Source organism: Alistipes sp. dk3624 (assembly GCF_009557455.1).
Taxonomy (GTDB): Bacteria; Bacteroidota; Bacteroidia; order Bacteroidales; family Rikenellaceae; genus Alistipes_A; species Alistipes_A hominis.
In genome coordinates this window covers 161,078-177,134 of sequence record NZ_CP045651.1, presented here as the reverse complement: position 1 = coordinate 177,134, position 16,057 = coordinate 161,078, and the positions used below count along the sequence as shown (strand labels likewise).

The following is a 16,057-nucleotide window of genomic DNA, read 5'->3' as shown; positions in this document are numbered from 1 at the left end:
TCGTTTTCAATATAAAACCAGATTATTTAAGACACCTACTCATGGACAAAAAGACAAAGATCATAGCCACCATCTCGGACAAACATTGCGAACCGGAATTTATCAGAGCCCTGTACGAAGCCGGCATGAACGCCGCGCGGATCAACTCGGCCCACCTGACGCCCGAAGGGGCCACGACGATTGTCGAGAACGTGCGGAAAGTGTCGGAACAGATCGCTATCATCATCGATACGAAAGGGCCCGAGATCCGGATCACGGGCATGGCTCCGGGATTCGAAGCGGGTATTCCCGTTTCGACCGGCGACATCGTCCGGCTCAGGGGCACGTCGGAAGACCTGCCGTCGAACAACGAACTGATCTATCTGAACGACGGGCACATCTCCCGGGACGTGCCGGCCGGCTCGGTAATCCTGGTCGACGACGGGGAACTGGAACTGTACGTCCGAGAAAAGCGCGGCGACGAACTGGTCTGCGAAGTGCGCAACGGGGGAGTCATCTACGGTCGTAAAAGCGTAAACATCCCCGGCGTGGCCATCGACTTGCCATCGGTCACCGAACGCGACGCGCGGTTCATCAACTGGGCCATCGACATGGACGTAGATTTCATCGCCCACTCGTTCGTCCGCAAAAAAGAGGACGTGCTGGCCGTCAAGGAGTTGATCAAAAGACGCAACAGTTCGATCAAGATCATCTCCAAAATCGAAAACAAAGAAGGGGTCGACAACATCGACGAAATCCTGGACGAGACCTACGGAATCATGGTCGCCCGCGGCGACCTGGGCGTCGAAATTCCGGCCGAACAGATTCCCGTCGCCCAACGCCTGCTGGTCAGCAAGTGCATCGAAAGTAAAAAACCGGTCATCATTGCGACCCAGATGCTGCATACGATGATCACACACCCGCGTCCAACGCGCGCCGAGATCAGCGACGTGGCCAATGCCATTTACCAGCGCGTGGACGCCGTGATGCTGAGCGGTGAAACAGCCAACGGTCAGTACCCGGTCGAAGCGGTGAAGACGATGGCCCGCGTGGCCCGCGAGATCGAAAAGGATACGGCGCAGAACAGTCCGAACTACGACATGAACCTGGTGCGCATCAACAACGAAATCACCGCGCAGCTTTCGCGTTCGGCCGTGCGCGCCTGCATCAACTTACCGATCCGGGCCATCATCATCGACACGCTTTCGGGACGCACGGGACGTTACCTGGCCGCCTTCCGCGGCGAGAAACCGGTGTACGCCGTCTGCTACCGCAAGAGCGTGATGCGGCAGCTCGGAATCTCCTACGGCATCCACGCCATGTACCGCGAACCGACCATCAACCACGAAAGTTTCCTACTCGGCGTGCTGTACTACCTGGAAGACCGGAAATGGCTTTGTAAGGAGGATATGATCGTCGTGATCGGCGGAAGTTTCGGGGCCGCCAAAGGCGCGTCGTTCCTCGAAATAGGAAACGTTCTAAACTTGGAGCACAAAGCGCTGAATGCACAGAATCTTTAAAGCAAACAAATCTTTCGAGGGAATCTGGCACAAACTCACCTGGATAAAACTCAACTAACAATCAAAAACGAAAACGGAAGGGAACGTTTCCCTTCCGTTTTCGTTTATAAACTTTTCGCCGGAATCCCCGACACCGGCCAAAAGCGAATGACTTCTTATCGCTAAAGGCTTTCGCCGAAATCCTTGCGGAATTTAATCATCAGTTTTTCGGGCCAGTCGCTGGTCGGTTCGAGTCCTCCCATGAAGAAACGCAGTACGGGCGGTTCGTAAACGAACTTCAGGCCGCCGATCATGTCGCGGTTTTCATACAACCAGGCCAGGCGGTCGATCACGTACTTGACCTGCGACAGCGTGAACACGCGGCGCGGCACGGCCAGACGCAACAGTTCCACGTCGGCCAGGATCTCGTCGCCGTTCTCGTCCCGGACGCTCGATATGGTCCCCCGTTCCATTCCGCGGATACCCGAAATCAGGTAAAACGCGGCTGCCAGCGCGCCGGCGGGGTATTCGGTCTGCGGAATGTGCGGACAGAAAGCCATCGCATCCACGTGGGCTCCCAACACGCCCGGAGGGGTCACTACCGGAATACCGAGCTTGTCGAGCGATTCGACTAGGTATTTGATAAACGACGGACTCTGGCTGATCATCGTCTCGTCGAGCGTCTCGCGCAAACCGACGGCCATCGCCTCGATCTCGCGCACCGAAATACCGCCGTAAGTCAGGAATCCTTCGAACAACGGAATCAGCGCCTCCATCTTACCGTACAAATCCTTGCGATTAGTACAGATGCCGCCGCCGCGCGACGAACTGAGCTTGCGGGCCGAGAAGTAAACCAGGTCGGCCAAACCGGTCATCATCTTGATGATATCGGCCATCGAATTTTCCTTCCACTGCTCCTCGCGCTGCTGGATCAGGTAAGCGTTTTCACCGAGCAGACTGGCATCCAGCACCAGCATGATGCCGTATTTGTCCGCAACGCGGCGAACGTCCATCAGGTTGCTCATCGAGAACGGCTGACCGCCGATCAGGTTCGTGGAAGCTTCCATCCGGATGAACGGAATTTTATCGACGCCGTGCTTTTGGATGCAGGCTTCGAGTTTTTCGATATCCATGTTCCCTTTGAACGGATGGTCGGAATGAAGCACCAGCGCATGATCGTGCAGCAATTCCTCGATCTTTCCTCCGTTTTCGAGCACATGCGCCAGCACGGTCGTAAAATGGTAGTTGGTCGGGATAATGTCGCCCTTCTTAATAAAAGCCCGGCAAATGACGTTCTCGGCCGCACGGCCCTGGTGAACCGGCAGCAGGTATTTTTTACCCAATACGTCTTCGACCGCCTTTTGAAGTTTGATAAAACTCTGCGAACCGGCATACGCATCGTCGGCCTGCAACATAGAGGCCACCTGATTGTCGCTCATCGCATTGGTTCCGCTGTCGGTCAGCATGTCCAGATATACATCCAGCGTACTCAGACGGAACGTATTGAAACCGGCCTCTTTGATCGCGTCCAGGCGGCGTTCGATCGGAACCAGGTGGAGTTTCTGTACCACGCGCACTTTGTGCAATTCCAAGGGAATGTCTTCCCCCAAATAAAATTTTACTTGGCTCATCGTTTATATAATTTTGGTTAGATTTTTACGGGATACAAAATTAACGTTTTTGCCGGGAAATAAAAATCCATTTTCATATTCTGTTATAAAACGATCAATATTCCGACCATCCGTTTTCACCGAACAGCGATTCATTCCGTCCGAAAGCTGTCTCCGACAAGCACGGCGACCGGAATCCGTAAAAACGCGGAGGGAACCGGCGTTTTGCCGGTTCCCTCCGCAGGATGATCATCGAACAACTACCTCGCCGAAAAACCGTAAACGGTCGTTTGGCGATAAGTTTCGCCCGGGCGAAGCACGGCCGACGGAAAATCCGGATGATTCGGCGCGTCCGGATAATTCTGGGCTTCCAAAGCGAATGCGGAACGATAGAACGGAGCCGTCTCGTCCTGCTGCACGCGCGATTTCCCGGTAAAGAACTGAATGCCGGGAGTGTCGGTCAGCACAGTCATTACGATACCGGTCGAAGGCTCGTAGACCTCGGCTGCCTCGACCACGTCGGGCGACGAACGGCGGATCACGTAATTGTGGTCGTAACCGTCGCGGTAATTAAACGCGCTGTCAGGGCCCAGCACCCGTTCGCCGATCGTCGTCGGGGTACGGAAATCGAGGGCCGAACCGTCCAGCGAAGCGATCTCGCCGGTCGGAATCAGCGTCGAATCGGTCGGCGTGTACCGGTCGGCGTTGATCGTTACCCGATGGGAGTTCACGCTGGTCTTATGATCGCCGCCATGCAGGTTGAAATAGGCGTGGTTGGTCAGGTTCAGCACCGTCGGAGCGTCGGTCGTAGCCGTATAGTCGATCCGGAGCTGATTATCCACGGTCACGGTATAAACCACTTTCGTAGTCAGCGTACCCGGAAAATTCTCTTCTCCGTCCGGAGAAACATAGATCAGTTCGAGCGCCTGTTCGCCGGCATCGTTGGTAAAGGTGCGGGCGTCCCACACTTTTTTACTGAAACCGACGATCCCCCCGTGCAACGTATTCGGGCCGTTGTTGATAGCCAACGAATACTCTTTGCCGTCGAGCGTGAATTTCCCGTTGGCGATCCGGTTCGCATAACGCCCGGTGATGGCTCCGGCAAACGTATTTTCCGGCACGAAATAATCGGCCAGCTTCGGGTACCCCAGCACGACGTCCTTGAAAGCGCCGTCTTTGGCCGGAACCCATACGTCCACGATAATCCCGCCGTAATTGGTGATCTGCGCTGCCATTCCGTTGGCATTCTTCAGCGTATAGAGCGACACCGCCTTACCGTCGATCGTCGAGTCGAAATCGGCCGCCGAGTAGAGCGCCGGCTCTCCCGGCTGCGTCTTTTTACAACAGGACACAGCGCCCAGCAGCGCCATGCACAAAGGAAAAATCTTCTTCATTCCGTAATAATTTTAAAAGTTAATGATCGGAGCGTGATTCGGTTGCTAAAGTAATAATAATTCGCAGAACCTGCAACGTTACCGATAACGCCGGCCGCTCCGAAGCTTGTTTATATCGGATTTTTTGCCGAGTTTTGTTTAGCCGACTTCCGACCGCTCCGATGAACAAACTGACAATCCTTATTTTCGCCTGCATCCTTTCACTGCCGGCCCTTGCACAAACGGCCGGCTGGCCGGAAACCGGCAACCGAACGCGTCCCGGGACGAACGGTCCCGCAGGGACTCAACGGCGCGGTAAAATTGATCCCGGCCCGGATCGACGCCGCATCCGATCCTTAATATCTGAAAGTTACATCTATTTTAACAAATTAATGCGAGCGACCGGCCGTTTTTTGTTTCCGGGAATGTATCTTTGTACAGTATCTGTTTCCCGGACTTATGAACCTGTTGAACGACATCCGCATCCTGCTGACACGGTGGAGCACCGCTTTCGTACTACTCGGGGTCTTGGCCGTCGCGATGGCCGGAGCCACGCTGATCGAGGCCGGAATGAACCTGCAGGCGGCCCGCGGCATCATTTACAACGCCTGGTGGTTCGACCTGCTGCTATTACTGCTCTGCGTGAATTTTATGCTGATCGGCCGGAGGCTGAACCTCTGGAGCCGGCGGCGGAGGGGAGCGTTATTGCTGCATTACGGATTCGTCGTCATCCTCGCCGGAGCTTTTATCACGCACATGTGGGGCGAAGAAGGCTACATGCACATCCGCGAGGGAGAAACCGCCCGGCGGATGATGACTCCCGACCGCAAAGTGCAGACGTTGCCGTTTTCGGTTACGCTGAACCGGTTCACACTTCATCGCTACCACGGTTCGCAAAGCCCGTCTTCGTATGAAAGCGACGTGACGATCCGCTACCGGGACGATGTCTCGCACCGGAAAATCTACATGAACAACATCGCGCGGGTAGGGGGATACCGCCTTTACCAATCGTCCTACGACCCGGACGAACAGGGCACGATTCTGTCGGTGAACCACGATCCGGTCGGCACGGCCGTTTCTTACGCCGGCTATTTTCTGCTGATCGCCGGACTGATAGTCGCCTTGTGCCAGAAAGGCTCCCGTTTCAGAACGCTTTACGCGAAATTGGGAAAAGCGACGCTGGTCGTTCTGTTCGCCGGCTCGTCCGTCGTAGCCGTCGCCGCAGCCCGCCCCGCCACTCCCGGCGGCATCGCGCCCGAAACCGCCGAACGGTTCGGACGATTGCTATTGCAATCTTCCGACGGACGCATCGAACCGGTGGACAGTTACGCTTCGGAGATTCTCCGCAAGCTGTATCACCGCGACAGCTACGGAAATCTGAATGCCAACCAGGTGCTGGCCGGCATCCTGACCGACCGGCAGACATGGGGCCGCGAACCGATCCTTTACATCGGACAGAATCCTCTTCCGGAAGAAGCGTATTTTCCGGACAAATACGTATCGTTCGATGCGATGTTCGACGATCGGGGCGATTACCGGCTGAAGAAACAGGTGGAAACCATTTACGCCAAACCGCCCGCGCACCGCACGAAGCCGGAACAAACGCTGCTGAAACTGGACGAAAAGGTCAATATCCTGTACGCCCTGCTGAACGGGCAGATGTTCCCGATCTTCCCGGTCGCCGGATCGCAGCGGTGGATATCGCCGGGCGACGACCGGACGGAAGCCGACACGGTTCAGACGCCGAGGCTGTTCGCGGCATTCCGCAACGCGCTGACCCAAACCGACCCGCAGGCCGCCGGACGGGCGCTCGACGCCATCCGGCAATACCAGCAAGCACGGACGCCGTCGCTGCAACCGCTGCGGATCGAAGCCGAAATCCTGTACAACCGGGCGGATATTTTCCGGATTTCGTTCCGGGCCTACCTGATCCTCGGGGGAATCCTGCTCGTAACGGCCCTACGGGGGATGTTCGGAAAGAACAAACGCCGAGCGACGCTCGCCGCCCGGGTCGTTTCGATCGCCATATTCATCGTTTTCGCACTGCATACGTTCGGATTGGGACTGCGCAGCTACATCAGCGGCCACGCCCCCTGGACGAACGCTTACGAATCGATGGTCTACGTCGCTTGGGCAACCGTACTGTCGGGAATCGTTTTCGCCCGCCGGTCGAAACTGGCCCTCGCGCTGGCCGCGCTGCTCGGCGGGGTCGTCCTGTTCGTATCGAACCTGAACTGGCTCGACCCGCAGATCACCCCGCTGGTACCGGTGCTGAAATCCTACTGGTTGATGATCCACGTGTCGGTCATTACCGCCAGCTACGGTTTTTTCGGTATCTGCGCGGCCTGCGGCATCGCTTCGCTGATCGCCACGATCGCAGGAAAGAACCTCGCGGAACTGAGGATCATCAACGAAATGGCGATGCTCGTCGGGCTGGTGCTGCTGACCACCGGCATCTTTTTCGGCGCCGTCTGGGCCAACGAGTCCTGGGGCCGTTACTGGGGCTGGGACCCGAAGGAGACCTGGGCGCTGATCACGATGATCGTTTACGCGGTCACGACGCACCTGCATTTTATTCCGCGGCTGAATACGAACCCGCTGGTCTTCGACGTTATGTCGGTGGTCGGTTTTTCGACGGTGCTGATGACTTTCTTCGGTGTGAATTATTACCTGTCGGGATTGCACTCCTACGGAAAGAGCGAAGGCTTTTCGCCGGAAATCGTACTGGCTGCGGGAGCAGGGGTGCTCGTGCTGGTCGCCGTTGCTGCCGTCCGTTATCATAAAAACAAAAAAACAAGCTGATCTCCGTGAAATTCAGATACTTTTACGCATTGCTGTGTTTGATACTGACCGTCTTCACGCTGAACCGGAGCTGTCACGAAAGCGTGCGGAACGTTTACAACCCGATCCCGGAAATCATTCTACCCGAAGGGATCAACCACCTGCTCGACAACTCCAACTCGGAGCTCGAAGAGACCCGGCAGTTCGAGAGGATCGTCGAACGCTTCATGCAACAATGGGAGATCACCGGCGCGTCGATCGCCATTATGAAAGACGGCAAACTACTATACAGCAAGGGATTCGGCTGGGCAGACAAAGAACAGGGCATCCGTACCGACGTCCGGCATATCTTCCGGATCGCATCCCTCTCCAAGTTGATCACGGCGACCGGCATCATGAAACTCTGCGAACAAGGACGGCTTTCGCTCGGCGACCGGGTCTTCGGCGCCGACGGCATCCTGAATGATTCGCTGTTTCGGAATATACGGGACAAACGGATCGAAAAAATAACCGTCGAGCATCTGCTGCGCCACCAGGGAGGCTACTCGATCCGCAGCGGCGATCCGCTGTTCTGCTCGGTGAGCGTCGCAAAACAATTGGGCATCGCTCCGCCGGTGGGATTCGACGACATGGTGCGTTATGCGGCCGAAACCCGCCTGCGCTACGAACCGGGAAGCAGCAACCTCTATTCGAACCTCGGCTACGTGGTACTGACCAAAGTAATCGAAAAAGCGAGCGGACTGCCTTACGAGAGTTTCATCCGGGACAGCATTCTGTCGCCCGCCGGATGCCACGACATGCACATCGGCCGCTCGTCCTACGAACAGAAATTCCCGAACGAAGTCCGCTATTACGAGCCTTCCGACGCCGAGCCGACCGAAGCGTTCGACGGCAGCGGCCGGTTGGTTCCGCGCAGCTACGGCGGCTGCGACATGCAGGTGCTGAGCGGGGCAGGAGGCTGGGTAGCCTCTCCGGCGGAACTGATGAAGTTCATTACGGCGATCGACCCCGGCGATTCGCGGCCGGACATCCTGAAACCGGAAACCATCGCCTACATGACCGAAAAAGACAAATCGAAATACCCGATCGGCTGGATGAGAACCACCGAAAGCGACGACTGGTCGCGCACCGGGTCGCTGTCCGGATCGAGCGCAATGCTCAAACGGCAGCACGACGGTTACACCTGGGTATTCATCACCAACACGAGTTCCTGGTCGGGTTCCCGCTTTCCCCGGAAAATCGCCGCAATGATGAAACAAGCGATGGGCAAAATAAAAAAATGGCCCGACCGCGATCTGTTTTCGGTCGAACAGCCGGCCGATTCCGTCCGGTCGTCCCGACTGTCGCCGGCAAAAAAATAACCGGCAGCGCCGGCTGCCGGTCTTTCGAAACGTCCCGGAAACATCTCTTCGGCACGTTTTATTCGTACTTCTTCGGCATCTCTTCGCCCCGCAATACCCGCAGCGCATTTTCGGCCAGCGCTCCCATCTCGTCTTCACCGGGAATCACCTCGACCGGAGCGATAAAGGAAACGCGTTCGCGGATCGCGTCGCAAACCGTGCCGCTGTACGCGATGCCGCCGGTAATCAGAATCGCATCGACCCGACCGCCGAGTACGGCAGCCATAGCTCCGATCTCCTTGGCCACGTTGTAAGCCATCGCGTAGATGATCCGTTCGCAGGCCCGGTCGCCCTGTTTCGCTCGTTCGAGCAGTTCCTGCACGCTGTTGGAGCCCTCCAACGAAACCAGACCACCGCTGCCGCAGAGCATTCGCCGGATCTGGGCCTCGGTATATTGTCCGCTGAAACAGAGCTTCACCAACTGTCCGGCCGGTAGGGTTCCCGACCGTTCGGGCGAAAAAGCGCCGTCGCCGTCCAACGCGTTATTCACGTCGATCACCCGTCCGCCCCGGTGAGCGCCGACCGAAATACCGCCCCCCAGGTGGGCGACAATCAGGTTCAGTTCATCGTACTTTCTCCCGACCCGCGCGGCATAAATCCGCGATACGGCTTTTTGATTCAAAGCGTGGAAAATAGAGACCCGGCGAAACAGCGCGTGCCCGCAGACGCGGGCTACGTCGTCCAATTCGTCCACGACGACCGGATCGGCGATATAAGCCTTCGCATCCGGAACCCGCGACGCGATTTCGACAGCCAGCAGTCCGCCCAGGTTCGAGGCGTGCTCGCCCTGCGGAGCGTGGATCAAATCCCGACGTAGCGCGTCGTTCACCTCGTACACGCCCGAAGCGATCGGTTTGACCAATCCCCCGCGCCCGATAACCGCAGACAGCGAGTCCAGCGCAATACCTTCCTCCTCCAGAACTTTCAGAATCAGATCCCGGCGAAAACCGAACTGGTCGGTCACGCGGGCGAACGGCCGCAGCTCCTCCGCCGAGTGACGGATCGTCCGGCTCATCGCCTCCGTTTCATCGAGATACACCGCAATTTTCGTAGAAGTCGAACCGGGGTTGATCGCCAATATTCCGTATTGTTTCATCACTTCTTACTTTTTAACGGACAACGCAGCCATTGCGATCGAATAGAGCTTCGACGCCGGAGAATCGCCGCGGGACGTCAGTACGCACGGACATTTGGTGCCGACCACCATCCCGGCCAGCGGTGCGCGGCATAGTTGGTTTGCCGCCTTAAAGAAAGCATTCGCCGCATCCAGCGTCGGGAACAACAGGCAGTCGGCGTCGCCTGCAACCGGACTCGACAGCCCTTTGGTCTGGGCTACCTCCTTCACCAGCGCCACATCCACCGCTAACGGACCGTCGATCAACGCATTTCCGAACTGTCCCCGGTCGCCCATTTTGGACAGGATCGCCGCATCGACCGCCGACTGGATTTTCGGTAGCATCTGCTCGCTCGGAGCGACCACCGCGACCTTGGGTTTCTGAACGCCCAGCGCCCGGGCCGCCTCGATCAGATAGCGGGTGATCCGCACCTTCTGATCCAGGTCGGGGTAGGGGATCACCGCCACGTCCGACACCAGCAGCAACTTGTGATACATCGGCAGCTCCAGCACCGCCACATGGCTCAACACCCCTTTGGGCGGAAGCAACCCGAATTCCTTGTCGAGAATCCCGCGCATGTATTTGTCGGTAGAAACCAGCCCTTTCATCAGAATATCGGCCATTCCGTCATGGATCATTTTCACGGCCGTCGCCACGCAGGCGACATCGCTCTTCTGGTCGATCACCGAAAACTTTTCCGGGTCGATCTCGTCCGCCATGCAAACCCGCTCGATCTCGTCGCGGTCGCCGACGAGGATCGCTTCGACGATTCCCATATCCACCGCCGCGCCAACGGCCTCCAGCGTGTGCGAATCCTGCGCATAGGCTACCGCCAGTTTTTTACGCGGCTGCCCCTGGACGGTCTGAATGATTTCTTCCAGTTTCGTTATCATCGTTTCATAATTTAACAATCCTTTGAAACATCAAAAAGTTTTCCGTTTTTTTCATTCCGGAAAACTTTTCGAACATTCGTTTGCATTCGCCGCAACAACCGTATTATTCGGAGCGTTTTTTGGTCAACCGGAACGTATCCGAAGCGATGACCAACTCTTCGTTCGTAGCGATCGTAACGACCTTGACGCGCGAATCCGGCGCAGAGAGCACGACGTCTTTTCCGCGCACGCCCCGGTTCACCTCGGGATCGAATTTCACGCCCATGAATTCGAGCCCTTTGCTGACGCGCTCCCGGGTTCCCGGATCGTTTTCGCCGATTCCCCCGGTAAAGACGATCATATCGATCCCCTCCATCAGCGCGGCATACGCGCCGACGAACTTCTTGATCCGCGCCGCAAACATTTCGATCGCCAGTTCGGCCCGCGGATTCCCACTCTCGGCCGCAGCGCGGATATCGCGCATATCGGACGAAACGCCGGTAATGCCGAGCATTCCGGACTCCTTATTGATCATCACGCTCAGGCGATCCAGATTGATCCCTTCTTTCTCGGCGATATAAATCAGCGCGCCGGGATCGGTGCTGCCGCAACGGGTTCCCATAATCAGGCCGTCGACCGGCGTGAATCCCATCGACGTATCGTAAGACTCCCCGTTCAGGATCGCCGCCACCGACGCTCCGCTACCGATATGACAAGTCACGATTTTCGACCGATTCATATCGATCCCCGTCAACTTGCAAGCCGTCTGGGCCACATATTTGTGACTCGTTCCGTGGAAACCGTAACGGCGCACCCGGTAATCCTCGTAATATTTATAGGGGAGGGCGTACATAAAATTCTTGGCCGGCATCGTCTGGTGGAACGAAGTATCGAATACGGCCACCTGCGGCGTGTTCGGCAGGATGTTTTCCATCGCGAGAATCCCCTTCAGATTGGCCGGATTATGCAACGGAGCCAAGTCGAAGCAAGCTTCGATCTTCTGCTTGACGGACTTGTCCACCAAAGCGCTGTCCTTAAAATACTCTCCGCCGTGAGCCACGCGGTGACCGACCGCCGCGATCTCCGAGATGCTTTCCAGTACGCCGTACTCCGGATCGACCAGCGCGTCCAGGATCAGGCTGATCCCGCTCGTATGATCCGGAATGCTCCGCACCACTTCGTAAACCGGTTTTCCGACCGGCTTATGCGTCAGGATCGCGTCGGACAGACCGATCCGTTCGATAATGCCCTTCACCAACAGCGAATATTCCGTGGCGCTCTTCATGTCGATCACCTGATACTTGATCGACGAACTACCACAGTTTAAAACAAGGATTTTCATAAGTTTATATCACTTTATATTAACCTTCAGATTACTTCATTCCTCCCGCCTGGCATGCCGTAATCGCGACGAGTCCGACGATATCGTCCACCGAGCACCCTCTCGAAAGGTCGTTGATCGGAGCGGCCATTCCCTGCAGGATCGGACCGATCGCCTCGGCATGCGCCATGCGCTGCACCAACTTGTAGGCGATGTTGCCGACTTCGAGCGTCGGGAATACCAGTACGTTCGCTTTGCCGGCGATCTTGCTGCCGGGAGCTTTTTGCGCGCCGATACCCGGAATGATCGCGGCGTCGGCCTGCAACTCCCCGTCGATCATCAACGTCGGATCCAACTCCTTGGCCAATTCGGTCGCGCGCACCACCTTGTCGACCATTTCATGTTTGGCCGAACCTTTCGACGAAAAACTCAGCATCGCGATACGCGGTTCGAAACCGGCGATCACGCGGGTCGTCCGCCCGGTCATCACAGCGATCTGCGCCAACTCTTCGGCCGTAGGATTCGGATGCACCGCACAATCCGCGAACACCATCATCCCGTTCTCCCCGAACATCGGGTCTTTCAGCATCATAATGAACGCTCCGGACACGACGCTGATCCCCGGTATGGTCTTAACATACTGAAAAGCGGGACGCAACACGTCGCCGGTCGCATTGTTCGCGCCGGCTACCTCTCCGTCCGCATCGCCGGCCTTCACCATCACGGCGCCCAAATACAGCGGATCGGCGATCTGCTTTTCGGCCTGTTCGCGGGTCAATCCTTTGGCTGCCCGAAGCTTCAGCATCAGTTCCACGTACTTTTCCTTATCGGGATTGTTTTGCGGATCGACGATCTTCGCCTTCCCGATATTTTCCAGATAGAGTTCCGAAGCCAGATGATGGATCTGATCCGGATTCCCGATCAGGATCAGATCGGCAAACCCTTCGCTGATAATCCGGTCGGCAGCCTTCAGGTTGCGTTCCTCGTAGGCTTCCGGCAGGACGATCGTTTTGATGTTGCTTTTCGCCTTCTGTTTGATTTTATCGACAAATTCCATAATACCAATTATTATTTAAATTGTGTTTTCATCCGAAACGACAACCGGCCGTAAAGAGGTGAGAGCGACCGGATACCCTGCAAAAAAACGCTCTTCTCATCCGTCGAGATAAAAAGAGGACAGCCCGGGGCCGCAACAAAATCACACAAAGGTAGCCATTTACCGACGAAATGAAAATGTATTTTACTTTTTTTTACGTTTATTGCGCCATATCTCGATCACAGCCGGCAAAATGGAAACGACGATGATCACGACGATCAACAGCTTCAGATTTTCCTGCACCACGTCCAGTCCGCCGAACAAAAATCCGGCGTAACAGAAAACGGCCACCCAGGCACACCCGCCGACCACATTGAAAAGGGCGAAATGCCGATAGCTCATGTGTCCCATGCCGGCCACGAACGGAGCGAACGTCCTTACGATCGGAACGAACCGTGCCAGAATAATCGTTTTTCCGCCGTATTTTTCATAAAAAGCGTGCGTTTTCTCCAGGTAACTCTGTTTGAAAATCCGGGAATCCGGATTCCTGAACAATTTTTCGCCGAACAAACGGCCGATCGTGTAATTGGCCGCATCTCCCGACACGGCGGCGACAGCCACCGCCAGCACCAGCAAATGGACATTCAACTCGTTGGTCGGCAAAGCGGCCAGCGCGCCGCCTACGAACAGCAGCGAATCTCCGGGCAGAAAAGGTGTTACGACCAGGCCGGTCTCGCAGAAAATGATCGCGAACAGGATCGCGTATACCCATACACCGTACTGGGCGACCATCTGCGCCAGATGCACGTCGATGTGCAGCACAAAATCGATCAGAAAATGAACATATTCCATAAAAGTTCGAGTTATCGCAAAATTTGGAAATGCAATTTTAGGCAATTATTGTTAAAAAACAGTTAAGAAGCTCGCTATATATTCCCGCAAAGGGCGTGAATACCGGTAACTTTTTGAACGGGAACTGTGTTTTTTAGGAAAAATCATATACTTTTGTAATTTAAAGCTGCCCGCTGGCAGCGGGACTTTTCTGAATCTAAAAACGTTTGATGATGGTTACCGAAAACAACGAACTGCCTGTTCCCGAGGAACAAGTCAATGCTTCCGGCATTGAGGATACGACGGATACCGCTCCGACTGCCGAACCGGCGGTCGAAAAAGAAAGCAAGAACCGGCAAGACGCACCGGCCGACCCGCAGGCTCCGGCCCCGGAAAACGCCGCCGATCCGGTCGTAGACTTCTCGGACGAAGAGGCGGCCCTGGCGGCCGACGCTCCGGAATTCGATCTGGGAGACGAAGAACCTGCGGAAGAAAACGCCGGCGGGGATCGCGTTTCGGAGACGGTCGACTATTCCGGGAAGAACAAAGAACAATTGCTCGCGATTTTCGAAACGCTGCTGCGGACGAAGCCCGTACAGACGATCCGCGCAGACGTGGAAGCCATCAAAATAGCCTTCTATAAGAATTACCGCAACGAGGTGGATCAGTTGCGCAAGCTGTTCGTCGAATCGGGCGGCAATAGCGAAGATTTCGTTCCGCCCGCAAACGAAGCGGAACAGCAGTTCAAGACGCTATTCGCCGAATACCGCGAGAAACGCAATGAGTTCATCGCCCGGCTGGACGCTGAAAAAGAAGCCAACTACCAGACCAAACTCCAGATCATCGAAGAACTGAAAGAACTGGTCAACAGTAACGAAACGCTCAATCAGACATTCAACACGTTCCGCGAACTGCAACAGCGCTGGAAAGAGACAGGGCTCGTACAGCAGTCGGTCATGAAAGACCTGTGGGAAACTTACAACCTGCACGTCGAGAATTTCTACAATTTCATCAAGATCAACAAGGAACTGCGCGACCTCGACCTGAAAAAGAATTACGAAGCCAAAATCGCCCTGTGCGAAGAGGCGGAAGCGCTGGTGCTGGAGAACTCGGTCATTACCGCGTTCCACAAATTACAAAAGCTGCACGAACAGTGGCGCGAAATAGGCCCTGTGACCAACGAATACAAGGAACAGTTGTGGGACCGTTTCCGCGAAGCCAGTTCGAAAATCAACAAACGGCATCAGGAACATTTCGACCAACTGAAAGAGGAACAAAAGAAAAACCTCGACCTGAAAACCGAGCTTTGCGTCAAGACCGAGGAACTGGTCACCGCTGCGCCGATCTCCCGCAAGGAGTGGAACAAAGCCTCGGAACAACTGATCGAAATCCAGAAAGTATGGAAAACGATCGGTTTCGCCCCGAAAAAAGACAACACCAAAATTTACGAACGCTTCCGCAACGCATGCGATAAATTTTTCGAAAACAAACGGAATTTCTATCTCCAGACGAAAATGGAGATGGAAAGCAACCTGCAACTGAAAAACGAAATATGCGCTGCAGCCGAAGCCGTTCAGGACAGCGAGGAGTGGAAAAAAGCCACCGACGAACTGATCGCGCTACAGAAAAGGTGGAAAGAGATCGGGCCGGTCGCACGCCGCCATTCGGATGCGGTGTGGAAACGGTTCCGCACGGCCTGCGACCGTTTTTTCGAGCGCAAGGCGGCCCACTTCGCAACGATCGACACCCAATACGAAGAGAACCTGACGAAAAAACGCGCGCTGATCGAAGAGATGAAAAACTTCGTCGCGGACGGACAGGAAAAGGCTTTCGACAAACTGAAAGAACTGCAACGCCGTTGGGCCGAAACCGGATTCGTGCCGATCCGGCAAAAAGAGGCTATCCAAAACGAATGGCGTCAGTTGGTCGATGCCGCTTTCGCCAAGTTGCGCGGCAATGAAAAAGAGCGTCATCTGGAACGCTTCAAAGGCAAAATCCAAAACCTGGCGGCAGACAACGCCAACGACCGCCGCCTGCGCCACGAACGCGAACGACTGTACAACAAGATGAAACAACTCGAAGCGGACATCGCGCTGCTGGAAAACAACATCGGCTTCTTCTCGAAAAGCAAGAACGCCGAGGCCATGATCCGTGACGTCAACGAGAAGATCGCCAAGGCGAAAGAGGAAATGGCAACCACGATTGAAAAGATTAACATGATAGATAAGCAGGGAGAGTAA

General features: G+C 55.7%; 11 protein-coding genes. 4 read left to right on the top strand and 7 right to left on the bottom strand.

Going from position 1 to position 16,057, the window contains the following annotated elements; genetic code table 11:
* Window positions 1-41 precede the first annotated feature (41 nt).
* Entirely contained in the window at window positions 42-1,499 is a 1,458-nt protein-coding gene (pyk, locus tag GFH31_RS00775) for a pyruvate kinase (RefSeq protein WP_101570572.1), read from the top strand.
* A gap of 161 nt (window positions 1,500-1,660) precedes the next feature.
* On the opposite strand, the gene GFH31_RS00770 is transcribed toward pyk, so the two are convergent.
* Entirely contained in the window at window positions 1,661-3,109 is a 1,449-nt protein-coding gene (locus tag GFH31_RS00770) for a tryptophanase (RefSeq protein WP_101570574.1), read from the bottom strand.
* Window positions 3,110-3,348: 239 nt separating this feature from the next.
* Entirely contained in the window at window positions 3,349-4,482 is a 1,134-nt protein-coding gene (locus tag GFH31_RS00765; protein WP_118656620.1) for an aldose epimerase family protein, read from the bottom strand.
* 438 nt (window positions 4,483-4,920) lie between these two features.
* Here GFH31_RS00765 and ccsA point away from each other — a divergent pair, with 438 nt between their 5' ends.
* Window positions 4,921-7,263, top strand: a complete 2,343-nt coding sequence (ccsA, locus tag GFH31_RS00760) for a cytochrome c biogenesis protein CcsA (protein WP_153498060.1) — start codon at window positions 4,921-4,923, stop codon at window positions 7,261-7,263.
* Between the two features lie 5 nt (window positions 7,264-7,268).
* Window positions 7,269-8,603 carry a serine hydrolase domain-containing protein gene (locus GFH31_RS00755; protein ID WP_228385775.1) on the top strand — a complete coding sequence of 445 codons (1,335 nt, stop codon included), beginning with the start codon at window positions 7,269-7,271 and terminating at the stop codon, window positions 8,601-8,603.
* Window positions 8,604-8,661: 58 nt separating this feature from the next.
* Here the strand turns inward: GFH31_RS00755 and buk are convergent, their stop codons facing one another.
* From buk to GFH31_RS00730, 5 genes are all read right to left on the bottom strand, one after another.
* On the bottom strand, window positions 8,662-9,738 hold the full coding sequence (gene buk / locus GFH31_RS00750; RefSeq protein WP_118457423.1) for a butyrate kinase: 1,077 nt from the start codon (window positions 9,736-9,738) through the stop codon (window positions 8,662-8,664).
* A 6-nt stretch (window positions 9,739-9,744) separates the two neighbouring features.
* Complete coding sequence (locus GFH31_RS00745) at window positions 9,745-10,650, bottom strand: phosphate acyltransferase (protein WP_101571571.1); 906 nt, start codon at window positions 10,648-10,650, stop codon at window positions 9,745-9,747.
* A gap of 103 nt (window positions 10,651-10,753) precedes the next feature.
* Complete coding sequence (locus GFH31_RS00740) at window positions 10,754-11,971, bottom strand: acetate/propionate family kinase (RefSeq protein ID WP_055204229.1); 1,218 nt, start codon at window positions 11,969-11,971, stop codon at window positions 10,754-10,756.
* Window positions 11,972-12,002: 31 nt separating this feature from the next.
* On the bottom strand, window positions 12,003-13,007 hold the full coding sequence (pta, locus tag GFH31_RS00735) for a phosphate acetyltransferase (RefSeq protein WP_055204228.1): 1,005 nt from the start codon (window positions 13,005-13,007) through the stop codon (window positions 12,003-12,005).
* A 183-nt stretch (window positions 13,008-13,190) separates the two neighbouring features.
* Entirely contained in the window at window positions 13,191-13,838 is a 648-nt protein-coding gene (locus GFH31_RS00730; protein WP_055204226.1) for a DedA family protein, read from the bottom strand.
* 212 nt (window positions 13,839-14,050) lie between these two features.
* On the opposite strand from GFH31_RS00730, the gene GFH31_RS00725 reads away from it, so the two are divergent.
* A complete protein-coding gene (locus GFH31_RS00725) occupies window positions 14,051-16,057 on the top strand; it encodes a DUF349 domain-containing protein (RefSeq protein ID WP_055204224.1) in 2,007 nt (668 codons plus the stop codon).